Annotated in this window: 20 protein-coding genes; 5 read left to right on the top strand and 15 right to left on the bottom strand. The window is 46.2% G+C overall.

Annotated elements, in window-relative coordinates:
* Positions 1–108 precede the first annotated feature (108 nt).
* Positions 109–570 (top strand): YkgJ family cysteine cluster protein, encoded by a 462-nt coding sequence (locus tag ACWIP2_RS09670; RefSeq protein WP_448519724.1) that lies wholly within the window; start codon positions 109–111, stop codon positions 568–570.
* On the opposite strand, the gene ACWIP2_RS09665 is transcribed toward ACWIP2_RS09670, so the two are convergent.
* The 10 genes from ACWIP2_RS09665 to ACWIP2_RS09620 form a co-directional block, all read right to left on the bottom strand.
* Positions 552–2,636: a 7TM diverse intracellular signaling domain-containing protein gene (locus ACWIP2_RS09665; RefSeq protein ID WP_448519723.1), complete on the bottom strand. Its 2,085-nt coding sequence runs from the start codon at positions 2,634–2,636 to the stop codon at positions 552–554. The genes ACWIP2_RS09670 and ACWIP2_RS09665 overlap by 19 nt on opposite strands.
* Positions 2,637–2,855: 219 nt before the next feature.
* Entirely contained in the window at positions 2,856–3,515 is a 660-nt protein-coding gene (locus ACWIP2_RS09660; RefSeq protein WP_448519722.1) for a CoA transferase subunit B, read from the bottom strand.
* A gap of 171 nt (positions 3,516–3,686) precedes the next feature.
* Positions 3,687–5,801 carry a cytochrome c biogenesis protein CcdA gene (locus ACWIP2_RS09655; protein ID WP_448519721.1) on the bottom strand — a complete coding sequence of 705 codons (2,115 nt, stop codon included), beginning with the start codon at positions 5,799–5,801 and terminating at the stop codon, positions 3,687–3,689.
* 19 nt (positions 5,802–5,820) lie between these two features.
* On the bottom strand, positions 5,821–7,866 hold the full coding sequence (locus ACWIP2_RS09650; protein ID WP_448519720.1) for a DUF3857 domain-containing protein: 2,046 nt from the start codon (positions 7,864–7,866) through the stop codon (positions 5,821–5,823).
* Between the two features lie 46 nt (positions 7,867–7,912).
* Positions 7,913–9,700, bottom strand: coding sequence for a transglutaminase domain-containing protein (locus ACWIP2_RS09645; protein ID WP_448519719.1), 1,788 nt, complete (start codon positions 9,698–9,700; stop codon positions 7,913–7,915).
* 55 nt (positions 9,701–9,755) lie between these two features.
* On the bottom strand, positions 9,756–10,244 hold the full coding sequence (locus ACWIP2_RS09640) for an HNH endonuclease (RefSeq protein ID WP_448519718.1): 489 nt from the start codon (positions 10,242–10,244) through the stop codon (positions 9,756–9,758).
* A gap of 94 nt (positions 10,245–10,338) precedes the next feature.
* On the bottom strand, positions 10,339–10,869 hold the full coding sequence (locus ACWIP2_RS09635) for an acyl-CoA thioesterase (RefSeq protein ID WP_448519717.1): 531 nt from the start codon (positions 10,867–10,869) through the stop codon (positions 10,339–10,341).
* Between the two features lie 87 nt (positions 10,870–10,956).
* Positions 10,957–11,688 (bottom strand): 1-(5-phosphoribosyl)-5-[(5-phosphoribosylamino)methylideneamino]imidazole-4-carboxamide isomerase, encoded by a 732-nt coding sequence (locus ACWIP2_RS09630; RefSeq protein WP_448519716.1) that lies wholly within the window; start codon positions 11,686–11,688, stop codon positions 10,957–10,959.
* Positions 11,689–11,801: 113 nt separating this feature from the next.
* Positions 11,802–12,620, bottom strand: a complete 819-nt coding sequence (locus ACWIP2_RS09625) for a DUF6048 family protein (RefSeq protein ID WP_448519715.1) — start codon at positions 12,618–12,620, stop codon at positions 11,802–11,804.
* Positions 12,620–13,117, bottom strand: coding sequence for a hypothetical protein (locus ACWIP2_RS09620; protein ID WP_448519714.1), 498 nt, complete (start codon positions 13,115–13,117; stop codon positions 12,620–12,622). Before ACWIP2_RS09620 ends, ACWIP2_RS09625 begins: the two co-directional genes overlap by 1 nt.
* A 123-nt stretch (positions 13,118–13,240) precedes the next feature.
* On the opposite strand from ACWIP2_RS09620, the gene rodA reads away from it, so the two are divergent.
* Both rodA and ACWIP2_RS09610 read left to right on the top strand, forming a co-directional pair.
* Positions 13,241–14,542 carry a rod shape-determining protein RodA gene (rodA, locus tag ACWIP2_RS09615; protein ID WP_448519713.1) on the top strand — a complete coding sequence of 434 codons (1,302 nt, stop codon included), beginning with the start codon at positions 13,241–13,243 and terminating at the stop codon, positions 14,540–14,542.
* A 74-nt stretch (positions 14,543–14,616) separates the two neighbouring features.
* Complete coding sequence (locus ACWIP2_RS09610) at positions 14,617–15,039, top strand: response regulator (protein ID WP_448519712.1); 423 nt, start codon at positions 14,617–14,619, stop codon at positions 15,037–15,039.
* A 60-nt stretch (positions 15,040–15,099) separates the two neighbouring features.
* Here the strand turns inward: ACWIP2_RS09610 and ACWIP2_RS09605 are convergent, their stop codons facing one another.
* The 4 genes from ACWIP2_RS09605 to ACWIP2_RS09590 are packed head-to-tail and all read right to left on the bottom strand — an operon-like array spanning position 15,100 to position 19,682.
* Positions 15,100–15,837 (bottom strand): tyrosine-protein phosphatase, encoded by a 738-nt coding sequence (locus ACWIP2_RS09605; protein ID WP_448519711.1) that lies wholly within the window; start codon positions 15,835–15,837, stop codon positions 15,100–15,102.
* On the bottom strand, positions 15,834–18,302 hold the full coding sequence (locus tag ACWIP2_RS09600; protein ID WP_448519710.1) for a polysaccharide biosynthesis tyrosine autokinase: 2,469 nt from the start codon (positions 18,300–18,302) through the stop codon (positions 15,834–15,836). The genes ACWIP2_RS09605 and ACWIP2_RS09600 overlap by 4 nt, the downstream gene beginning before the upstream one ends.
* 10 nt (positions 18,303–18,312) lie before the next feature.
* Positions 18,313–19,224, bottom strand: a complete 912-nt coding sequence (locus ACWIP2_RS09595; protein ID WP_448519709.1) for a hypothetical protein — start codon at positions 19,222–19,224, stop codon at positions 18,313–18,315.
* Positions 19,224–19,682 (bottom strand): type I restriction enzyme HsdR N-terminal domain-containing protein, encoded by a 459-nt coding sequence (locus tag ACWIP2_RS09590; RefSeq protein WP_448519708.1) that lies wholly within the window; start codon positions 19,680–19,682, stop codon positions 19,224–19,226. Before ACWIP2_RS09590 ends, ACWIP2_RS09595 begins: the two co-directional genes overlap by 1 nt.
* 113 nt (positions 19,683–19,795) lie before the next feature.
* Between ACWIP2_RS09590 and ACWIP2_RS09585 the strand changes: the two genes are divergently transcribed.
* On the top strand, positions 19,796–21,184 hold the full coding sequence (locus tag ACWIP2_RS09585) for a sigma-54-dependent transcriptional regulator (RefSeq protein ID WP_448519707.1): 1,389 nt from the start codon (positions 19,796–19,798) through the stop codon (positions 21,182–21,184).
* Positions 21,185–21,472: 288 nt separating this feature from the next.
* On the opposite strand, the gene hppD is transcribed toward ACWIP2_RS09585, so the two are convergent.
* The gene (gene hppD / locus ACWIP2_RS09580) at positions 21,473–22,603 is read right to left on the bottom strand and encodes a 4-hydroxyphenylpyruvate dioxygenase (protein ID WP_448519706.1); all 1,131 of its coding nucleotides are present in this window, start codon (positions 22,601–22,603) and stop codon (positions 21,473–21,475) included.
* A 261-nt stretch (positions 22,604–22,864) separates the two neighbouring features.
* Between hppD and ACWIP2_RS09575 the strand changes: the two genes are divergently transcribed.
* Positions 22,865–23,283 (top strand): hypothetical protein (locus tag ACWIP2_RS09575; protein ID WP_448519705.1); only part of this gene is annotated, 419 nt, incomplete at its 3' end.

The raw sequence follows: 23,283 nt of genomic DNA, 5'->3' as shown, positions 1-23,283 counted from the left end.
GTAATTAACCTGTATAGTGTTCGATTTGTTACATACCTGTTAAATTTTTTCGTAGTTATGGGGCATTTTACATACTAAGCCCTCTGTCCTACAATCTGCGCTCTACCTATGCCAACACCCGATACTTCTATTCTGAAAAAATTAAAGCGACTGAAAGCCAAAGATTTAGACCGGCAGTTTCAGCGTTTCCACGAAGCAGTATTTGAACATACCGACTGCCTGACCTGCGCGAATTGCTGCAAAACAACCAGCCCGATTTTTCGTCCGGCAGATATTGAACGACTTGCTAAACACCTGAAAATCAAGCCTTCGGAACTGATTGAGCAATACCTCAAAATTGACGAGGACGGCGACTATGTGCTGCGGACTGCGCCTTGTCCTTTTCTGGATGCTGACAATTACTGCACCGTCTATGCACATCGCCCGACGGCCTGCCGCGAATACCCACACACCGACCGCAAGCGAATACACCAGATTCTGGATTTGACTGCCCGCAATGCAGCCATCTGCCCGGCTGTTGCGCAGATTGTGGAAAAAATCGCCACATACTATCAACTTACAGGCAAATAAATCGTTACCTGTGCACCCCCTTCGGCTCTATTGCTCAAATGTATGCTTCCGCCGTTAGCGGCAAGCAACTCGCGGGCAATCATCAAGCCTAAGCCTGTCCCCTTTTCGTTGCCGGTGCCGCGCTCGGGTTCGGGTTTATTACCTTGCAAAATAGCCGCTAATTGTGTTTCCGAAAAGCCTCTTCCATTGTCTGAAATACTGATAATCAGTTGATTTTCAGCATTTGCAGTGCTTGTAATCGCAATTTCTCCGCCTTGTGGAGTAAATTTCAGGGCATTGCTGATCAGGTTGCGCAGCACGATATCCATCATGGCGCGATCGGCAAAGGCTTCCGAAGGCTGCTCCATGCGGCGGTAGAGGTCAATATCTTTTTCCTCAAACTGATAGTCAAACAGCAATAGATTTTTTTCAATCAAATCGCCAATGTCCACGCGTTCGCGCTGTACGCTGTAATGCTCCATCTGCGTTTTAGACCAGTGCAGCAGGTTTTCCAGCAGAAAAGACAGGTTACTGAGCGCCTGACGGGTCTTCATGGATAGTTTCCGCATTTCTTCGGGTCTGAGCCGCTCAGCATGGCGGCTGATCAGGTTCAGGAAGGAGTCCAGTGTTACCACCGGGCTGCGCAGGTCATGCGAAATGATGGAAAAAAGTTTGTCCTTTACCTGATTGAGTTCGCGCAGGTGATGTTCCGAATCGGAAATGCGTTGCAGGGCTTCCTCCAGCGCCACTGTTTTCTGGCGCAAATCTGCCGTTCGTTCGGCTACCTCGCGCTCTAATGCCTGCTTCTGCTCGGCAATAAGCAGCGATTTTTCCCGCGCTTGTTCGGTTGCCAGCCGTTCTTTGGCTAACTTTTCGTTCGCTAGTTCTAGCTGTGCGCGATTCAGCCGATAGGCCAAGCCCAGAGAAAAGATGATTACTTGTGCAATTACGCCGATCTGTGCGACATAACGCGTGAAAAAATTATCATTCCACCAGCCCACTTCCCGAAAAATAAACAGGATAGCACCTACGATAAACAGCGCATTGGCAATGATGAAAAACAGCGCGGGCTTATAGCCTTTGCGATAGCCCGCAATACCTGCCAGCAGCATCGTCAGCAGCACGGCAGTCCCCAAAGCGCCAATCATTTGTACAAGCTCGGCAACCCAATCTCCGCCACCGCTCAAACTCACGACCGCCAATGCTAAGGGGATCAGGTACAAGGCTGCCAATAGCTGTAATAACTTGTTAATGAGCGGCAACTCTTCGGTCGTGTGCAGGTAGCTGCGCGTGAAAAAAATACGCGCAAATCCTGTAAACGAAAGAACAAAAACAAAACTATGCACATCCCATATAGGGCTTTCCTGCCAGATAAACTCAATTGTAAATCCGTAAAAGAAGGCGAAGTAAACACCTACACCTACCAACGAGAGCACAAACCACAGATAGCTAACATCGCGTACAATGCTGTAAATCAGAAAATTATAAATTGCCATTACCAGAATGACTCCCAAAAAAATCCCCTGACTGATCCAGCGTTGTTGCTGTTCAGCCTGAAAAACTGCGCGAGTCAGTAGGCTAATTTTGGGCTGCTGCGGGACGAAATAGCTAAACCTTCCTCCTGCTTGCAACAATATTTTCACCTCTTCTCCTGCTGCTATGGAAAGCGGAATAAAGGGATAATGATGGAAAAAACTGCGCTGCGACATTGGCAGTTCACCACCGCTTTGCAACTGCTGCCATGCTATGTCGCGCCGGACAAAAGCCTTGATTTGTCCCCATCGGCCGGCATCTAACACCAACCACTGCCCCTCCTGTGCGTCATTTCTCAGCACAAAACCAAAATAATAGCTCCCTTGAGCGGCAGTTGCAGATGTGAGTTGCGTAAAGGATGCCGCATTTAATCGCACAAAATCAACCTGCTGCCGCTCATGGCTTTCTGACAAGATCAGTGTTTGGGGCAACTCTGCTGCCTGCACAGTACCAGTAAATACCCAAAAGCATACAACAACCAGTAGCTCATGTCGTTTCTTAATATAGCACAGGATTTGCCGGCGCAATTCAGGTTTCCGATAAGAATTATCCACGTGCAAAAGTCTCTAAGGCAATTTAAGATTTCCAAACTGGTTTTGTGCAAATAGACAGCCTAAATTGCTACCTATATGACAGGCTGAATCATAGGAGAGGTTACAAAGCGTACGTTTGTGGGTATTTTTTAAATGATTGCCGACTTAAAAAGTCGCATAGTCAAACGTGTAGGATTTCAGAATGACTCACATTATCTACAACAGTTGTAGGCAAGAGGTTTACTCAAAAACAATTTCCGGAATTTCGCCTTCAATGATGAGCTTGCCCTCCGTTACTGAGCGGATGTAGTCCACGCTTACGCCTGGGGCGCGTTCCAACAGTCGGAAGCCGCCTTCAGGCAGAATATCCATCACTGCCAAATCGCTCACAATTTTTTTAACGCAGCGAACGCCCGTTAGTGGTAGGGTACATTCCTTCAGCAACTTAGACTTGCCGTCCTTGCTGCAATGTTGCATCGCTACGATGATGTTTTTGGCAGAAGCAACCAAGTCCATCGCACCGCCCATACCTTTGACCATCTTGCCGGGGATTTTCCAGTTGGCGATATCACCGTTTTCCGACACTTCCATTGCACCCAAAATGGTTAAGTCTATGTGTCCGCCGCGAATCATGGCAAAACTGTCGGCAGAACTAAAAAGACTCGCACCCGGTATCATGGTAATGGTTTGCTTGCCTGCATTAATCAGGTCGGCATCCACTTCTTCCTCTGTCGGGAAAGGGCCTATGCCAAGCAAGCCGTTTTCCGATTGAAGCACCACGTCCATTCCTGCGGGGATGTAATTTGCTACCAGCGTAGGAATACCAATGCCAAGATTGACATAGTAGCCGTCTTTCAGTTCGCGGGCAATTCTTTTAGCGATTCCGTTTTTATCAAGCATGGTTTAAGTCGTGTTAATTGGGTTGCAACAACTTGTAATCGAATGAATTCAATCTCTGCGAACTCTGCATACTTGGCATTCTTTGCAGTAAAAAGGGTTCAACTGCAAAGAACGCAATGATTTTTCGCAAAGAACGCAGAGAATTATCATCTATCATAAAATCATAACAACTTAGTTCTGAGCTACTTTCGCATTGAAATTTGCCTTTCCTGCGTCTAAAAATCGAATAAAGTTATCCACATTTTCATCGTATGCCACAGGGGTTACGAGCGGTAATTCATCGTGCCCCAGCAATACATAATAAGGCTGTGCGTTGTTATTGAACTTTGTAATCTGCAAATCGGCATTTATTTTACCGATTGTCTTTTTCAATTTTCCATCGTAGCTAGACTTTACCCACTCGTCTTCGGGCAACTCTGTAGGGTCATCTACATAAAGCGCTACAATAATGTAATCGTTTTGCAGGCGCTGTATCACTTCGGGTTTTATCCATACGTTTGCCTCCATCTTGCGGCAATTTACGCAGCCGTGCCCCGTAAAGTCAATAAATAGGGGCTTGTTTTCTCTTTTGGCAGCGGCAAGGGCTTCTTTGTAATCAAAGTATCCTTTTAGTCCGTGTGGCAGTTTGAATTTATCGCCATACTTCACGTTTTGCGGCACGTTGCCGTTATTGACCGCTGCCACTCCCGCATTTTGGCGGATGAGGCTTACTAAATCAAAATCGTGGGTAGTTTGCGGAGGCAGGTAGCCCGAAAGTGCCGCCAAAGGCGCACCAAACATGCCCGGCAGCAAATAAATAACAAAAGTAAAGGTGGCTATGGCAACAAGGAGGCGCGGCACACCGATAACCTCCACAGGGCTGTCGTGTGGCAGGCGGATTTTGCCAAGCAGGTAGAAGCCTGCGGTCAGTGCAATAGCAATCCAAATGGCGATGAATATCGGACGGTCGAGCAGCCCCCAGTGATAGACCTGATCGGCAACGCTAAGGAATTTGAAAGCCAGCGCCAGTTCAATAAAGCCAAGCATTACCTTAACTACGTTTAGCCAACCACCGGACTTCGGCAGCCCGCTCAGCAGCGAAGGGAAAATTGCAAACAGCGCAAAGGGCAGTGCAAAAGCCATAGAAAAGGCAAACATACCCAATGCAGGTTTGAACAGTGAGCCTCCGGCAGCTTCTACCAATACTGCACCAACGATCGGGCCGGTACAAGAGAAAGACACAACCGCCAGCGTCAGCGCCATAAAAAAGATACCCACTAAGCCACCGCGATCTGCCTGTGAGTCAATTTTGGTGGTCAGGCTGGCAGGCAGCACAATGTCAAACATCCCGAAAAACGAAAGTGCGAAAATGAAGAAAATCAGGAAGAAGAGTATGTTGGGCAGCCAGTGGGTTGCTAGCAGGTTGGCAGCATCTGCCCCAAAAATGAGTGAGAAGACAATACCAATCAGCATATAGATGCTGATGATAGAAAGGCCGAAAATGACACCTTTACCAATAGCCTGCGCCCGCGACTGGCTTTTGCGGATGAAAAACGAAACTGTCATCGGAATCATCGGGAACACGCAAGGCGTAAGCAGCGCCAACAGACCGCTTAGGAATGCAGCAATCATAAAGCCTGTAGTAGATTCTTCTTGTGGAGTGGCAATAGCTGCAACGGGCTGTATAGAAGCGGCAGGCTGCTCTGCTGTCTTATCATTGACTGGCACATCAGCAGGAGCACTTTCTCCTTTTACCTCGTCGGTAGCAGGCGAAGTTACTTCAGCAGGCTTACTTGCCTGATCCTGCACAGTATGATCTGCTTTGGCAGACAGTACCTTGATTTCTGCGCCTACTGAAAAATCGTCGTCTAGCGGAATGCAGCGCCCATCTACATCGGTGCAAACCTGATAGTTAACATTGGCCACTACATTAAAGCGTTCGTTGAGTACGCGCACTGTCTGCCGAAACTCTGCCTTGCGTTTGAAATAAGTGTACTCGCCCCCCCATATTTCATCGTATTTCTTTTTCGCACCAATAGGCTTGATACCCCCTACCAATTCGTAGGATGAGTTGGGTATAAACTTGAAGGTCGTAACAGTAGGTCCCAGATTGGGATCAAAATCCGAAGAATATAAATACCAATCGCCGTCTATAGTAGCAGAAAAAATTATATCTACTGTGCTTCCGACCGTAACCTGATCTTTTTCGACTTTGGCGCTCCAACTAATCGGCTTTTGTACCTGTGCCTTTGTGCCTATGCCGAGCAATAGCCAAAAAACAATGGCAAAACTTTGCAACTTTCTCATGCCTACAAAAATAGGCAATTTATTCCGCCTTTTGTATAACTAAAGTTACATAACCGAAGGCGGTTGCACAGTTCTTTACTTGCTGGTATTGTGCAGTCATGGATTCGGGAATTACTACTTCGGGAAAATACTCTTCTACGGTAATGACTAGCGTTGAGCCTTCCATTTGTCCTGAAGCGGAGAAATGCGCATATATGGTGTTATCTTGCTTCAATGTGGCAGACTTATTCAGTTCATCCATATTTTTGAGCTGCCAACCTTCGGGAAGTTGCAGCCTGATTTGGTAGTGTCTGCCAAAGGGATAATCGGGCGAATGATTTCTAATGCTCGTTTCTACCATTCTTCCGATGCGCAGCAGGCGGCTTTCGCCCGCATATTCGAGCAAGCTGTTGGCTTTCAATCCGACGCGGATGGTCATGCCGGGCAGGTTGTTGGCAAGTGTTGATTCTTCCCAAGAAAGTCCTGTAATGGTTGCTTGAGGCACGTGATACTGTACTACCTTTTGCATAATAGCAGAAAACTCATCTGCATCGGCATTTCGATGCCACCTGCGCAAGAGAATTGCCAAATGCCCGGAGAGCGAGCGCTCCCAGTAGGCGGTAAGGTTATCCATCTCTTCGTCGGCTTGCAGATACAGACAGTTCTGATCAATAGACTGCAAAAAATCGCTAATAGGCAGATTTTCAATTAGTTGCTCAATAATCGGCTCTTCCCATTCGTCGAAGGGCGGGGCTACTACCAGTGCCTGATTGCCTTGCAGCGCGGCGGGAATAATACCAAGCCCATACTCGGTATGTATGGGTGCAAAATAACGATCTGACTGTGTGAAGTGGAAAATGAATTCTTCCAATGAAAAAAGCGTAGCAAAGTCGCGATCGAAACCCATGCGGTTGCGATCTGCCGTTACCAATACCCGATGTGGAATGTCTGCCATTGTGAAGAGCAATGCATAAAGCCGAATTATATCCATCCTACCGCCGATGTGGGTATCTATAGCACTAATTGGCGATTCATGCAAGTGCTCCTGGTCGGGTATGATGCGGATATTTCTGCTGACATAGTCAATAATTGCCTTGATTTGATCTTCCTCTTTACTGGCTTTGCCGATAATAGCAGTTGAATGCTTGTACAAACGGTTAATATCTTCTTCACTGACCGCTTCAAAGTCGTAGATAGTGGCGCGTACCGCACGCGCCATATCGTCCCATGTATAGAGCGGTTTGTTGCTTTTCAGCGTGTTGTAAGCGAGTTTGTAGTCTACGCGCATCAGATGTGACTGACGAACTTTTTCATTGATTTGTAGCGCCTGCTCCAATCGGGCATACAGCGAGTGCTTGCCCGGATAGCGCAGCGCAAGCATACGCAAATCAGGAAAGTGATTGTAGCTTTTCGCTTCAAAAATCAGGTGTTCGGGGGTGATAATCTCAAATTCTAATTGCCAGACAGGAACCGGTATTTCAAAAGTTACCCGTCCAAAGAAACTCGGATCGCGGCGTACCTGATAGATATATTCAATCTCGCTCCCGCTCTCCAATCCTTCCAATGCGAATATCAAGTAGGCACCTGTGTTCTCAACGTTTTGCAGCGAACGTATTTCTTGTTGCGTAACTTCTGTAATTGTACCTGAAGGATGAATCGTGCGGGCTTTTAATGTGATGACGTGGTTTACGTCTGCCAGCGGGATGCGCACCTTGTTAAAGCGTCCAATTGCTTCGCGATTATTAATGCGGATGATCTTATGTACGGTCTCATAAAGGTACATTTTCTCATCGCCCTGCTGTGCGTACTCCAGCACGCGCCGCTCATTAATAATCACTGCGTCACTGTATGCAGGATTGAACGGAATGCCTGTCAGTGATCGCTTCTCCTGCCAGTCATAGGTTTCATCTTCAAACACACCACGCGTTGTAAGCGCTCCTGTTGTGATGCGCGCTGTAGGTTTAGAAAACAGGATTGCGCCAAGCACTCCTCTGAACGAAGAGGCATCAGCCATGCTGTTGTGAGAAAGTTGCAGGCACAGCAGCAGACTGCAACCAAATAGAAACGTCGAGGTTCGGGAAGTCAAGTGATCGGTGTTTTTAGGAGCTATAACGTGTAAATCTACAAATTATTTAGTGGACTTGGCGGAAAATAATGTTTTGCCGTGTGGCGTAGCTGTACTTTTCCATCAACTGCTGCCAATCAGTTACTCGCTGCTGATCAACAAGCAACGTGTTTACAAAAATGGTGCGACTTATCAAAATGCTCGTTTCTTTTTTTTCGTATCGTATTTCAAAGCCAAAGTCGGAATAGCAAGTCGCCGCATCTGTGGGCAGCCTTTCTACTTCCCAGCCTTCGGGCAATACAATTAATTGCTGCTGCACCAATTTGAAGGTGTGCTCAAACTCCCAATGATTGAACGTTTGTTCGCCGGGTAGCCATTTTTCATCGTGCCGTCCTGCGATTGTATGCGGATTAAAATACAGTTGGCGGTCTTGTTGGGTGATAGCCTGCTGCTGACGATAGGTGTAGTCCGCAGCCCTAACCGAATCGGATAGGGATACAACCCCCCACTCCAATCCTATCAGATTGCGGGTATTGAAAACGGCCTGCCTAGTATTCAACTCACTTTTGAAATAGCCACTGCCAACGACACGTCCTGCAACATAGATTTCTTCGGGCTGTAATTTGATTACTACACTGTCTTCCAAAGTATTCCGATGCGCTGCTACAATGGGTACAGTCTTGATTTCATAGGTATAACGCGACTTGCCAATCAACGCTTCCTTTCCCTGAATCATTGCAGAAGGCATTCCAAAGGGCAGGTCGGTATCAGTCGCATCCAGAAAAATGAGTTGCTCACCAAGTTTGATGGTAGCAATCATGTGGTTATCTACCATTGGGGTAGGCAGTTCCGTGTAGCGATAGGGCAGGCGGCGCGTACCGATCCAAGTAAAGTAGGCTTCTATGCCCGCATGTCTCATCAAAGCTACGAGCAGAGCAGTCATATCTTTACAATCGCCGTAGCGCTTGCGCAGTACATCTGTAGCTTTTCGCGGAATCAGCCCGCCGTAGCCGTCTTCAAAGGCTATGTAATGGATGTTTTGCTGTACCCAAGTGAATATAGCCCTTGCTTTTTGCTCGGTACTTTGCATGCCGGCAGTCAGGCTATCTACTAATGATAGCAATGTTTTGCTGTCCATCTCTTCTTTGCCTACTCCTTCTACCAACCCCCCGTACCAAGCGTACAAATCGGCAACGTTGGAAAGCAATGGAATTTTAAGTTTATCAGAAAACTGATAGTATGAGATGCGAGGAATGACGTGCGGCGCTCTGTAACTAATACTTTGTTCGCCCGGCTTTCTTCGGAATACAGGCACGTTGGCCGCTGTCCAAAGATAAGACCAGCCTTTGCGGTGCTTTTTCTGCTGCCACACAACTTTTTCGGTATGAAAAGCAGAGAAGTCTACGCGAATATTTCTATCAAATACGATCTCAAACTCGCTTTGCTGTACAGGAAAGGATGAGTTGAAATAATACACGCCGAGAAAGCGCGGCTCTAACAACTCTTCGGTGTAATAAAGGTGCGAAACAGCACCTGCTACAACCCCGGGAAACAGGAAAACGCGCTCCATGTAGTCGTCGTAAAAAACTCCCGCCTGCACAGTGCTCTGGTCGCTGAATGCAGTAACGTGCAGCGTGTCACCTCGTGGGGTGATAGTATAAGCCTTGACTTTCAGCAGCTTATTGAACTTGGAATAACCGATTCGCTCCAAGTCAGTCAGATTTGCCTGCTTTGTTCCATGCCTGATGATGAGTAGGTTTTGGCTTGTAACTCTGATCTGCTGGTGTACTATTTGCAACAAGAGTGTACGCTTTTTACGAACAATGACCGTAGGCACCTCATTAATTTGTGCCATGCTCTGCCCTGTTGATAACAAAAGGCATAAACAGCAAATCAATCGGTACAACTGATTATTCGTGAATGTCATTCAGGCTATTGGTAACACCAAATCGCTTGAGGGATTCTTCGTTGTAGGCTTTTGCAGCAGCCTCCGGCGTATCAAAAACGCCGAGGTAGATGCGCTCGCCTTTGTCGTAAATAACAGCACGGTACTTCTTACCGTCTTTAGAAACACCTCTGTAGTGGTCGTGTACGGTTTGTTGGCGTCTTAGGTTGGACATAGTCGTCCACTCAAGGTTCTCAATACGACAATCGAGTTTGTTGCCGTTTTTCATTCTTACAAAAAGTTTCTTACCTGAGTTAGGCTTTTGTAAGAAGTGGTCTGCAAGCAGTTTATGCAGATAGTACGTTTGAATACGCCCAAATTGAGTGAACTGTAGTACGGCATAGCCTGCGGAATGCAAACGCCAGCCTTCATTCATACCTTTTTTCTTCAAAAAAGAATAACCCTGACGGCATAATTTTGCCTTGCAGTCGGAATTGATCAGTTGCAAATACATAGCTAAAAGTTCAAAAAAGTACAGGTTGATGATTTATTACACCAATTTATGGAATTCTTAACTTACTTCCAAATGATCATGTAAACTTTTGAATTTACTGCGATAATTTTCGAGCTTTATATGTTGTTGATATCTGCTTGATGCGCTGTTCAAAAGAGGTTTGATTAAAGTCAAAATCCTGATAGAGAATAGCCTGCAGATAGTCCATCACTTCGGGATGATGTGGGTGCTTTTTTCCTGTTTTGATACTTATATATTTCAGCGTTGTCCACAAAAGCGCCTTGAAAGTTACATCGTCTTCGCATGCCATTACATATTCTATCACGGCAGTATCCTCGCCGTAAGCAATCAAACGGGAATAGATAGTAACCCACTCTCCTACCCTTGCCGAACGCACGTAAGCAATCTGATGATTGTACACGACCCATGCTGCCTGAAACTGTTGGAATATGTCCAATGGCTTCAATCCATATAGCTTAGGAACCTGATCTTCGCGTGCATTAAAAAAATAGTCAAAATATTTTGCATTATTCAGATGTTGCAGTGGGTCGCAGTCCTGAAAACGGATAATTGATCTTGAAACAGTTTCTTTCGGGTAAACCTTAGTAGGGTCTATAAGTTTCATGTTACAAAAATAAAAGACAACTTTGACAAAGCGGGTGCTTAGGCAAAGTTGTTTAAGTGAAGCAATCATCATCACAGCGATGCCTTATTAGGTTCTGGCGTAGAAAGACTCCATATCTTTCAGTGTGATTTTTCCTTCGTAATAGGCCTTACCGATAATAGCTGCATAAACACCCATATCTTCGAGGCGGCGAATATCGTCCACGCTGCTAATGCCTCCGCTCGCCATAATGCGCAGATCAGGGAAGCGCTCGAGCAGGGCCTTGTACAGGTCAAAATCGGGACCGCTGAGCGTACCGTCTTTTTCGTTACTAGCACATTTGAGGTACAGCAGACTTTGGTCATAGAATTTTTGAACAAACTCAAACAGATCTATGTCCGTACCTTTTTGTCTACCTGTAACAGCAATTTTATTGCCTTCGATTACGTCTGCACTCAGAATCACTTTATTGCGTCCGTAAGTAACCAGCCAACCGGCAAACAGCGACTCGTTACGGATAGCAACAGAGCCAACCGTCATCATCTTAGCACCGTACTCAAATACAGTTGAGGCTTCGCCGTCATTGCTGATACCGCCGCTAAAATCTACCTCTATGTTGCTATGCTGCGAGATAAGACCCAGTACTTCGTAGTTCATCACTTTACCGGTTCTTGCTCCGTCTAAGTCTATCAGATGAAGCCTGCGAATGCCGTGTTCTTCAAACTGTTGTGCCAACTCTAAGGGGCTTATATCGTAGGTCGTGAAATCATCGTATTTACCTTGCTTTAAGCGCACACATTTACCACCTAAAACAGACATAGAGGGGATTAATTCAATCATTTCTTTTCATTTGAGGTTTATTACAAAGCCAATATACGCGAAAAAATGCAATTCTCTATGACTGAAGCTATTTTTTTGTGCCATTAATTTTTGGTTAACAGTTTTTGTCCGGTTTACAGTTGCTTTACGAGCGGCAGGCGGTAGTAGATATGGTAGTTGAACGATAGTTTGAGGTTGCTGCGGACAGTGCCAAAGCCCGGAATTTCGTTGGGCAGCAGCCGATTCTCTGCTGTCGGCTGCCCCGCCAATTTGATGCGGAAAGTATAGCCTAAATACAACTCGCGCCAAACGGCGACGCGCAGTCCGGCATTCATTTCTAACCAGCGATAACCAAGCCTTTCACTAATGGTTTCTGAAAATGCAGGCGCCTCCGGCGTACCATCAAAACCCCAAGGCTTACTCTGGACGGTGTAGCTTGCCTCGTGCGAAAAGTTAGCGCGTCCGTAGCGCAGCCCCAGCAGGAGCGCCTGTTGCCGATCGGTAAAAGTTTTGTGCAGTAGATTGTAGTCGAAGCCCAGTCGCCAGTAAGTACCCGTATTGCGATAGCTGACATTACGCACATTATCTGCCTCGTTGCGTTCCCGAAAGGTAGAGGAATAGCCCACATCGGCTAGGAGAAAGTGTTTATTGCGGTTAAATGCCATATCGCCCGTTAGCTCGAATCGAGTAGTATTGGCATAGAAATTACGCAGATTATCGCCAATAGTGCTGCGCCCAAAAGGTGCGGATGCTGCCCCGTTGAGCCAATAGGAAAGGTCTGTACCCATGCGCAAGGCATAGGGCTTGAACGAACGGGTGGCAATCCATGTTTGGACGCGTTCCCGAAACGACGGGCGCAGCGAATCTAATACTATGGGTTTGGGCTGCGCATAAACTACCGGACTCATTATGAAAGCAGCAACAACTGCCAAAAACCATCTGTAAAGCAACATTACCAGAACAAGCGAATATGGACGCTATCGGTGCGTAAAACGACAGGAATCCCCACAACCTGCGCCGAGTCGTAGGTATGTTTCAGTATGCGCAGGTTTTCAATCCGCCGATCGGCGCCGCAATCCGGCGAGACAATGCCCAGCACGCGCCTGTAGGCTAGCACCAGTGTATCACGGCGAGCAGGCATGCTCACAGGCGCGCCCGGCCTTCTGCCAAAAAAAACAAACGCTGCCGTATCTCTGGAAGGATCTATGGGCAAAGCTAAACTGTTGGGCAAAGGATTCTCGGAAGTGATACTACTATACAGGATATCCCCTGCGCGATAAATGGTAATACCCCTGCCTGTTTGGACAGAGTCGAAGGCGGGTGCCAGTGCGCGGCGACTGTTCTTCCGATAGAACCGCACCACAGGCTCCTCAGAGTGCGGCGAGGAAAACACACAGTCCTCGCAAGACATGCACGCACAGGCAATCATCAATAAGAATAAATTGCGCATTAGGCTGCTCATAGTTGCAAAGCTATGCTAAATTTGGCGGTTTAGTGGTGTGATCTATTGTTAAATAACCTGAAACCATCTTGCTTTGGCCACAAATCACTATCTTCGTAATAGGTTTTTGTCATGGAACGCTCGGGAAGAAGCATTTTAAGAGGCATATTCAGCCAGTTGGACGCAGGGCTGTTGGCCTTATATATTGTCCTTGTGCTTTTGGGCTGGGTCAATATTTATGCTGCGGTGTACGATCCGGAGACTAAGCGTTCGATCTTCGATCTTTCTATTAACTCAGGTAAACAGTTTGTCTGGATTTGCTGCGGGCTGCTGATCGGATTTTTCATCCTTATTCTGGATGTGAAGATCTACGTCAAATTCGCTTACGTAGCTTATGCGCTGGTGATGTTGATGCTGATAGGCGTTTTATTCTTCGGGCGCGAAATTGCCGGCTCAAAGTCGTGGTTCGATCTGGGCTTTATGCGTTTCCAGCCCTCTGAACTGGCGAAAATGGCAACTGTACTGGCGCTGGCAAGATTCCTCAGCGATCCGAACACTAAGCTCATGCGCCTCGACAACCTAATCATTGTGCTGCTACTAATCGCTGTTCCAACTATACTGACCCTTTTGCAGGGTGATACCGGATCTGCACTTGTGTTTGCATCGCTTGCTATCATGCTCTACAGAGAAGGTATGCCCGGCGAGATACTCGCAGCGGGCCTAATGGCGAGTGTATTGCTAATCCTGACATTAGTCTTCAAAGAATACCTGCTCCAACTGATGATAACTATTGGCAGCATAGGCTTGCTATACGGGCTTTTGTTCCACCGACGCAAGCGCAACCCATGGATAGCAACAGGATTATTAACAGTCATTTCAATAGGTATTGTCTATGGGGTAGACTTCTTTGTTTACAAGATCCTCAAGCCACACCAGCAGAAGCGCATAGAAGTGCTTATAGATCCGGATATGGATGCGCGCGGTATTGGCTGGCAAGTAAACCAGTCCAAAATTGCTATTGGATCGGGCGGGCTGCTAGGCAAGGGCTTTCTGGAAGGTACACAAACCAAGTTTAACTTTGTACCCGATCAAAGCACTGATTTTATTTTCTGTACGATTGCCGAAGAGCGTGGATGGCTGGGCAGTGTGCTCCTGATAGGGTTGTTCATCCTTTTGCTCAACCGCCTGCTGATTGTAGCCGAACGGCAGAAATCGCGATTTAGCCGTGTATATGCCTATGGGGCCATGTCTATTCTGTTTTTCCACTTTACCGTCAACATCGGTATGACCATCGGGCTTTTTCCAGTAATTGGCATTCCCTTACCATTTTTTAGTTATGGCGGCTCTTCGCTGTGGTCTTTCACTTTGCTGCTGTTTATACTGCTCAAATTAGATATGCACAGAAAAATGCAGATTACGGGCAGTTTTTTCTAACTTGCGCCCTTAATTGAGTTTTACGATTTTTTTCTTTATTTCGCTGTACATTCCATTACCTACCGAATTAGTAAATGGCAAACACCGGGAAGAAGTTTCAATCTGTCATGTTGATTGATGACAATGATATTGACAACCTGATCAATCAAAAGATGATTGAGGCTGCAAATATCTGTGAGAATATCTACACGCATTCCGGCGCAAAAAGCGCTATTGAGTTCTTGAAGAACATGGAAAAGTTGTCTAAGAGCATTCCCACTGCACAGATTTTGCCGGAGCTGATTTTTCTGGATCTAGACATGCCATTGATGGATGGTTTCCAGTTTTTAGATCAGTTTGAAAAACTGAGCGCTGAGACTAAGCGCCATTGCAAAATCATTATGCTCACCTCTTCTATTAATGTCGGCGATATTAACCGAGCTAAGAGCTACAGCTATGTACACAAGTATATTAACAAACCGCTTACCAGAGATGTGCTCCGCGAACTAATTCAGTGAAGTTTCAACAAGTTGCTCAAGCAGAAAAATACCTGCTGCTTGTCAGCGCAAGCATATCTTCTATAATGTGTTATTCAGAATTACATTTATGCTGAGCGCTCTGATGTAGCTTTCTGTTGCCTGTGCTTGGGCGTGTGTTTTGAGATGTTTTTCTCTGTGGCAGTCGCTGCCAATAAAACTTACCATATGCTCATCAATCAGTTGTTCGGCAGTATATTTGGCCTGCGGGCCGTAGTAGCCAACCAGAGAGCCTGAATTAATTTGCATCAGCACTCCCTTTTCGTACCATTCTGCTAATTTATGGAATTTGCCATAGAGGTAGCCGTATCGTTCGGGGTGTGCGAGTACGGGCTTGTAACCGTTGGAGAGCATCATAAAAATTGCATGTTCTATGTAAGGTGAGGGGTTCATAAATGAGGTTTCAAACAGCACGTAGCCCTCACCTAAGGTAAGCAGCGGCTCTTTATTCTCTAACTTACGCACAAAAAATTCGTCTAAGTAATACTCTGCGGCAGCTTCTATGCTGATTTCAATGCCCAATTGTGCGATAATATCGCTAAGCTGATCTAATCTATTAAAGATGATTTCAGGGGTATTCCGATAGAAGTCGCTCATAACGTGCGGTGTGATGATGAGCTTTTTATAGCCCAACCTCTCAAATTCTCGCAAAATCTCGATCGCCTGCTCAAAAGTTTGTACACCGTCGTCAATACCGGGCAACAAATGAGAGTGCATATCTACCGTAAGTGGGCTAACTGTACCGTAGGTTGTTTTTTTGATGCGAAAGAGTGAAATCATTTTTTGAAAAATCTTTTCGTTAAGTTACCGAACCATTGGGTTTCCTTTTTTACCTCCTCGTAGTATCCTGCATTGCCTTTTTCACCGTAGCCGTAGCCGTAGCCGTAGCCGTAGCCGTAGCCGTAGCCATAACCATAAGAGGGCTTTTGTCCAAAAGCATTCAAGACGAGCGACATTTTATTAAAGTTATTACTCGTCATTAGCCGATTAATATTAGTTAAGTAGTTGAGCCGCGAGTAGTCTGCGCGCACCACATAAATCGGCAGATCTACATTTCTCATAACCAAGATACCGTCGGTAACAATTCCTACCGGTGGGGTATCAATTACAACAACGTCGTAGTGTTGTTTGAGTTCGTCCATTAAGAGGCTCATTTGCTTTGACATGAGCAACTCGGCAGGATTGGGCGGATGCGGCCCTGCGGTAAGATAGTCCAGCGTAGGGATTTCCGACTTGCGCACACAGTCCTGCCACCTACTCTGACTGATCAGCACTTTACTGATTCCGTCCAAATTTTCCACGCCAAAAGCCAAATGTACTTTAGGCTTCCGCAAATCTAAGTCCAAAACTATCACCCGCGTGTCGGAAAGTGCAATAATTCCTCCTAGATTAACAGCGACGAAGGTTTTCCCTTCGCCACTAACCGTAGAAGTAACGGAAATCGTGCGTTTACCTGAGCGCTGGCTCATAAAATCCAGATTGGTGCGAATGCCGCGGAATGCCTCCGATATGGATGATTTAGGATTGTGATGTACTACCAATTGTGAGTTTTCCATCCGCCTGCGCACAAAGTAGGGCACGATACCCAGCATAGGCACACTGGTGAGGCGCTCGATCTCGCGGACGCTGGAGATTTTATTCTGCATCAAGTAGCGGACAGCTACAAACAGTACACTGAGGGCAATTGCTGCAATAGCAGCATAGAGATAAATACTTTTTTTATCAGGAAAAATCGGGACAGTTGGCAAATTAGCATAGGAAAGGATCTGGAAATTAGGCACCGTTCCTGCCTCTGAAACACCCATTTCGACTAACCGATTCAGCAACAGGTTATACGTATCTATGTAAGATGCCAAGTAGCGCTGTTTTTTACGCAGTTCCATGTCTGCCTCGTTAGGGCTGCTGGGTATCTGCTGCTCAAGGTCGCGTATTTTCCTGTCCAGATCATATATCTTGTCTATCAGGTTGACGCGATTAAAGCTAATGAGCCGCAACAAATCTCGTGTCTGCCGCTCCAGATCTTGCTGCCGCTGCTGCACGGCAAAGGTAGAAGGTTTGTAGGACTTCAGCAGTCGCTCCAGATCATCCTGTTTATTATATAAACTACGTATTATTTCGCCGATTTTGCTATCGGAAACCATTCCGGATACAGCAGCTGTTACTAAGTAGCTCGAATCGGCGACGATAAAATCCATAATTTTGCGGTAAGCGAGCAATTCCGTATTGAGCTTAAGTTTCTCCTCTTGCAGAACTCCTATCTTAGCAAAAATATCCGCCATTTTTGCCTTTATATCCACATTTTCACGCGGAATCTTATTGGCATCCATGTACTCCTGAATGTCGCGCTCGGAGCGCTCGATGTAGGCTTCGGCAGTGTCCAACTGCTGCTCCAAATAAGCAATTGTTTGCTTGGTTTGCTTGTTCTTGTTATCTACGCTGCGCTTCAGATAAGCATCGCTTACAGCGGCTACTATTGCCTGTGCCTTACTTGGGTTGGCATCTTTAAAGGTTACATTGATAATCCGCGCTTTGATATTAACGGCTGCCGCTGTGATATTCGATGCAATATAGTTCTGCAAATAGCCAATTTCGTGCAGATAGAAATAGAACAGATCGTTGCCTGTATAGCTGGTTAAAGTATTCGTAATCACGCACTCAAACTGAGGCAGTCGAATGGTGTCGCCAAAGTTGTAGTCGGCAGTAAACGTGCTGCCTGCTGCTGTCTCAAAAGAAAGGCGAAAGGTACGGGGATCTTTGTAGCGCCAGTAGATCTTTTTGGTATTGTAGAAACTACCGTCATTGACTTTGTAATAACTAACCTTGAAAGGTGCGGTATTAAACTTTTCATCGTCAATGATTTTACCTTCTACATAATAACTTACCCAAAGATTCAGACGCTCGATTACGTCGGTATAAATCACATTGGAGCGAATAAACTGCGACTCCCCTTCCAAATAGTTGGTTTGCGATTCCTCATCGCGATAGATACCGATGGAAAGCGTAGGGGCAATCCCCTTCATTTCCAACTGTAGGCTGGCAACCGATTGATAAATTGGCTTGGTATAACGTAAGTACAGGTAAGCTACCGCTATACAAAGCCCTACGATGAGTATTAGCCAAAAAGTACTCCTTCTGACAACCATGATGAGTTTTTGCAAGTCCAGCGTTGCCAGAAAATCGCTGTCGCTATCGTCTGTAATAAGGCTTCGCTCGTTGTTGTATTGTCCGGAGGATGTGGGAATCATGGTTTATCGGTTAGCGATCGCGCAAAACATTTATCAATACGACGGTATTGATCGTAGTGGCAATAATGCCCAGCACAGAGGTAAATATATTGGTAAAACTGGTAACATCTGCAAGTGTCTCCCGCCTGACAACTCCTCTGCGCGGCTCTATGTAAATCACATCATTGGGCTGTACGCGCAAACTGGCTGCCTGAAGCCCGTCCCACGTACTCAGGTCTATGACCTGCATCACAGGCTTGTCTAACACATTGCGGATGAGTTTGATCCTATCATTCCGCGAACGACTGTCGGGATTACCTATCAGCGCTATTACCTCTAAAAGGTTCATGTTGTCGTTGGGCAACAGAACTACCCGATTGCCCAAAGCCCCCAGCACCGTTACACGGCGGTTGATCACATTGCTGATTACGTAGCTCTCTTCAAAAAACTCGCTGTAGCGCTTGCTCAGCAGGCTGTCTGCCTGATAGAGCTTTAGCCCTGCCAGTGGTATAGCACCAACCATTGGCAAGTAAGCATTATTGTCTTCATTGATCAGGAAAGTCCGCAGCGAAGAAAAAGCTACACCTGTATTGGATATGCCGGCTATCCCGCCGCCAGCACCAATATTATTAGGGTTTATGTTCTGGTTAGGATCGCCCCGACCTGCAACAGGTTGGTCGCCTGCCATGCGGAAAAAGAACTCGCCGTTAGGATCGGGGATGCGTTCTCCTTTGTTGGTAAATACTTCTACCGTAATCTTGTCAAAGGGCTGTAGCACATAGTTGCGTTCTGCTTCTTTGAGGGTTGCTTGAAATTTGGCATTGTTGAAGTCGTCTGCTGTTTTGAGCAATACCGACTTCTGGTAAACTCCGCAACTGCTTAGCAGCCATGCAGTTGTCGTTAACCCGAGCACTATCCGAATAGGGTGTACGAGATCCTTCATCAACCTATGTTATTATTTTTCATCACAGAGAGCGCCTCTACTGGTTGCATCGCCCCTTCTGCTGTTTTCTCAAAAAATACGTGTTGCAAGCCGTTGCTCATTGCAAGTGCCTGTGCTGTAATTTGATGCTGATAATGCAACAACTGCTGTAGCGCTTGCTCGTCAATAGCAACATGTGCTGCCTTGCACTCTAAAATCAAATACGGTGTCAATGCCGTTGGCCGATATACGACCACATCAGCCCGAAATGTTTTCTTTCCTTTGCCAATGCTTTGTTCAACCTTGATCAGCGATTTACTAATTCCCAGATCGCGCGTCAGGTAGTGCAACCAGTGCTGCCGTACCCACTCTTCGGGGCTGAGCTGCACCCAGCGCCTGCGACAAATATCGAAAACCAACGTTTGTCCATGAACGTTGCGCAGTTGCAAAGTTGCCGGTGGAAGATTTAGCGCTTGCAAAGTATTAATTCGTGAGGTGTAAAATTATTGGTTTTTTCTAAATTTATCCCCTGAAAAGGCAACTTCTCTGTATGCCGATTCGTAACACGAAACAACTACACCTGTATCCGCTTATGGAAAAAGAACTTGGAAAAGTACTCGTCATAGACGATAACGAAGACATCCTGCTGGCTACCAAGTTGCTGTTAAAAAAACATGCCAAGTTAGTACAAATAGAAAAAGATCCCCGCAAAATTCCTTTCCTGCTCAATCAGGACAAGTACGATGCCATTCTACTAGATATGAATTTTACCAAAGACACCGCCACAGGCAAAGAGGGTTTCTATTGGTTGGAGGAAATTCTGACGCGCGATCCGCAGGCAGTTGTAGTGATGATTACAGCCTATGGCGATGTAGAAATGGCTGTTCGGGCACTCAAAGCCGGTGCCACTGACTTTGTGCTCAAACCCTGGCAAAATGATAAACTCGTAGAAGCGCTTTTCAACGCAGTGGCAAGTAAAAAAGGTGCAAAAACTACAACCAAAGACAATAGCGCCACTGCTGCCAGAAAAGAAAAAGCCGCAGGCAGTTCCGGCAATCCTTTTGAAGGTATTATCGGCAAAAGCGAGGCGATGATGAACCTGTTCACCATCATCCGAAAAGTAGCCGTTACCGATGCCAACATTCTCATCTTGGGTGAAAACGGTACAGGCAAAGAGGTAATCGCTCGCGCCATTCATCAGGCATCGCAGCGCAAAGACCACCCGTTCGTAAGTGTAGATATGGGCGCTATCACCGAAACGCTATTTGAAAGTGAACTTTTTGGACATAAGAAAGGTGCTTTTACCGATGCCAAAGAAGACCGCGCAGGGCGCTTTGAGTCTGCCAACAAAGGTACGCTGTTCCTCGATGAGATCGGCAACCTCCCGCTGGCGATGCAATCCAAACTACTGACCGTATTACAACGCCGCGAAATAACCCGCGTTGGCAGCAATCAACCTATACCGATAGATATTCGCTTAGTCTGCGCAACCAATATGCCCGTTTATGAAATGGTAGAAAACTCCGATTTTCGGCAGGATCTACTCTATCGCATCAATACCGTAGAGTTGCACTTGCCGCCTTTGCGCGAACGTCAGGAAGACATCCCGCTGCTTGCAGAACACTATGCGGCAATCTACAGCAAGCGCTATAACTTGCCCCAGAAATCTTTTTCGGCATCCGCAATGCGCAAACTACAACAGTATCACTGGCCGGGTAATGTCCGCGAACTTCAACACGCCGTCGAACGCGCCATCATCATGAGCGATGATAACGAGCTACAGGCAGGCGACTTCCTTTTCCTGCTGCAAAAAGGCGAAAGTTCGGAGCTGGACATAGACAACTACAACTTAGAAAATGTAGAAAAAATCGTCATCCAGAGGGCAATCAGCAAGCACGCAGGCAATATCTCAAAAGCTGCCAAAGCACTGGGGCTGACCCGCGCTTCGCTTTACCGCCGTCTGGAAAAGCACGGTTTGTAATACTACTGTTGTTATGAATTTAATCACAATATTCTTTGCAGTAAAAAGTTGCAACCGCCAAGGACGCAATGATTTGTCGCAAAGCCCGCAAAGAGTATTACCCGTCCTCAAATTCATAGTAGTATAACTTTTGGACAGCTGATTAGTCCAAAAAGTAACATAGACTTTAGTCTGTAATCGTTGAAATACTTGATAATCAGACGACTACAGACTGAAAGTCTGTGCTACATGTAGCCTTTCCGGACAGCCTCTTCCAGAAAATATAACAATCGCTTACTGAAAAGTTTCTTACAGTGTTCCGCGCAACATTTGCTCGCGCTCAATGGCTTCAAAAAGCGCTTTAAAGTTACCTTTGCCAAATGACTTGGCCCCTTTGCGCTGGATAATCTCAAAGAACATCGTCGGGCGAGGCTCTACAGGGCGCGTAAAAATCTGCAACAAATAGCCTTCCTCGTCGCGATCAATCAGGATGCCCAACTCTTTGAGCGGCAGCAAGTCTTCGTCTATTTCGCCTACGCGATCCAATACAGTATCGTAGTAGGTGGCAGGCACGCGCAGGAACTCTACGCCACGGTTGCGCAGTTGCGTTACAGTTTCAATGATGTTATCGGTAGCAACGGCTAAGTGCTGAACCCCTGCACCACCATAAAAATCCAGATACTCTTCTACCTGCGACTTTTTCTTGCCTTCTGCGGGTTCATTGATTGGGAATTTGATCCGACCATTGCCGTTACTCATTACCTTGCTCATCAGCGCAGTATATTCGGTCGAAATATCTTTGTCGTCAAAAGAAACCAACTGCGAGAATCCCATAACGCGGGCATAAAAATCTACCCATGTGTTCATCTCGTTCCAGCCTACATTGCCAACCATATGGTCAACAAATGTCAGACCTACCTCTGCCGGGCGATAAGTAGGATTCCATGCGCGGAAGCCGGGCAGGAACGGGCCTGAATAACGGCTTCTATCAACGAAGATATGCACCGTTTCGCCGTAGGTATAGATGCCCGAACGAGTAACTTTGCCAAACTCATCCTCTTCGGTTACAGGCTCCATATAGGGCTTTGCACCACGGCTAACTGTTTCGTTAAACGCAGCAACCGCATCGTTTACCCAAAGAGCTATCACCTTTACACCATCGCCGTGTGTGTCTATGTGGCGACCAATATCCGTACCACCTTTCAGGGGCGAAGTCAGTACCAGCCGGATTTTACCCTGTTGTAATACATAGGTTTCGCGGTCTTTCAAACCCGTCTCCAGACCTGCATAGGCCAACGGTTGGAAACCAAAAGCAGTCTGATAATAGTGCGCAGCCTGCTTGCAGTTGCCTACATACAGTTCTACATAGTCCGTGCCGTTGATAGGCAAAAAATCTACAGATTCAGCGACAGCATTGTCTTGCATCTCAAGCGTCTTCATATGTTGATTCCAATTTGGTGAGTAATTCTTTCCAATTGGACAAAGCTACGAAAAAATAGTTGCTTTGCTAACTATTATCATACAAAACATTTTAAAATAATGCCAAGCGCGAACTAATGCCATTATGAATTGCATGATGGGTCAATCACCTCGGAAATGCCCTGTAGCGCTTTGTAAAACAGTTCAATGCTACCAATAAAGTAGTAAATGACTCATTTTAGTATAAAAATTTCTTTAAATTAACGCAAAAATGCTCTTGTCATGGAAGAAACCCTTTTCAGCGGCTTGCTTTCTTTGTGGGAAAGCGGCGGCGCAGAATTTTTGAAAAACATAGGCGCAGATGTCGCCAAAAGCATAGCGAAAGACACTTTGAAAGAATTAGGCAAAAAAGCCATCAGCTTTTTCAAAGGAAAACCCGCAGAAGATACGATTGATGCCTTAGAAAATGCTGTTCGGAAAGGAGATGCCAAGAAATTTCGGGCGAAATCCGAGGCGGTGTTGGAACTGCTGAAAAATGCCTTAGCGACCGATGCCAACTTCAAGCAAGAAGTGGAAAGCATGTTGAACGGGCTTGATAGCCAAACAAAGCAAGACCTTGACAAACAATCTGCCATCATTATCCAAAATTCTAAAAACGTAGTTGCGGCAAGTACGTTTACAAATATAACAGGCGGAGTGAG

Source organism: Rhodoflexus sp., assembly GCF_053489755.1.
Note: the sequence above shows the minus strand (reverse complement) of the source record. Positions and strands in the feature narration are given on the sequence as shown.

Excerpts from the sequence above, each read along its gene's own strand:
- ACWIP2_RS09670 (WP_448519724.1), top strand. The coding sequence starts at position 109 with ATGCCAACACCCGATACTTCTATTCTGAAAAAATTAAAGCGACTGAAA.
- ACWIP2_RS09660 (WP_448519722.1), bottom strand. The coding sequence starts at position 3,515 with ATGCTTGATAAAAACGGAATCGCTAAAAGAATTGCCCGCGAACTGAAA.
- ACWIP2_RS09655 (WP_448519721.1), bottom strand. The coding sequence starts at position 5,801 with ATGAGAAAGTTGCAAAGTTTTGCCATTGTTTTTTGGCTATTGCTCGGC.
- ACWIP2_RS09645 (WP_448519719.1), bottom strand. The coding sequence starts at position 9,700 with ATGGCACAAATTAATGAGGTGCCTACGGTCATTGTTCGTAAAAAGCGT.
- ACWIP2_RS09640 (WP_448519718.1), bottom strand. The coding sequence starts at position 10,244 with ATGTATTTGCAACTGATCAATTCCGACTGCAAGGCAAAATTATGCCGT.
- ACWIP2_RS09635 (WP_448519717.1), bottom strand. The coding sequence starts at position 10,869 with ATGAAACTTATAGACCCTACTAAGGTTTACCCGAAAGAAACTGTTTCA.
- ACWIP2_RS09630 (WP_448519716.1), bottom strand. The coding sequence starts at position 11,688 with ATGATTGAATTAATCCCCTCTATGTCTGTTTTAGGTGGTAAATGTGTG.
- ACWIP2_RS09625 (WP_448519715.1), bottom strand. The coding sequence starts at position 12,620 with ATGTTGCTTTACAGATGGTTTTTGGCAGTTGTTGCTGCTTTCATAATG.
- ACWIP2_RS09620 (WP_448519714.1), bottom strand. The coding sequence starts at position 13,117 with ATGCGCAATTTATTCTTATTGATGATTGCCTGTGCGTGCATGTCTTGC.
- rodA (WP_448519713.1), top strand. The coding sequence starts at position 13,241 with ATGGAACGCTCGGGAAGAAGCATTTTAAGAGGCATATTCAGCCAGTTG.
- ACWIP2_RS09610 (WP_448519712.1), top strand. The coding sequence starts at position 14,617 with ATGGCAAACACCGGGAAGAAGTTTCAATCTGTCATGTTGATTGATGAC.
- ACWIP2_RS09605 (WP_448519711.1), bottom strand. The coding sequence starts at position 15,837 with ATGATTTCACTCTTTCGCATCAAAAAAACAACCTACGGTACAGTTAGC.
- ACWIP2_RS09600 (WP_448519710.1), bottom strand. The coding sequence starts at position 18,302 with ATGATTCCCACATCCTCCGGACAATACAACAACGAGCGAAGCCTTATT.
- ACWIP2_RS09595 (WP_448519709.1), bottom strand. The coding sequence starts at position 19,224 with ATGAAGGATCTCGTACACCCTATTCGGATAGTGCTCGGGTTAACGACA.
- ACWIP2_RS09585 (WP_448519707.1), top strand. The coding sequence starts at position 19,796 with ATGGAAAAAGAACTTGGAAAAGTACTCGTCATAGACGATAACGAAGAC.
- hppD (WP_448519706.1), bottom strand. The coding sequence starts at position 22,603 with ATGAAGACGCTTGAGATGCAAGACAATGCTGTCGCTGAATCTGTAGAT.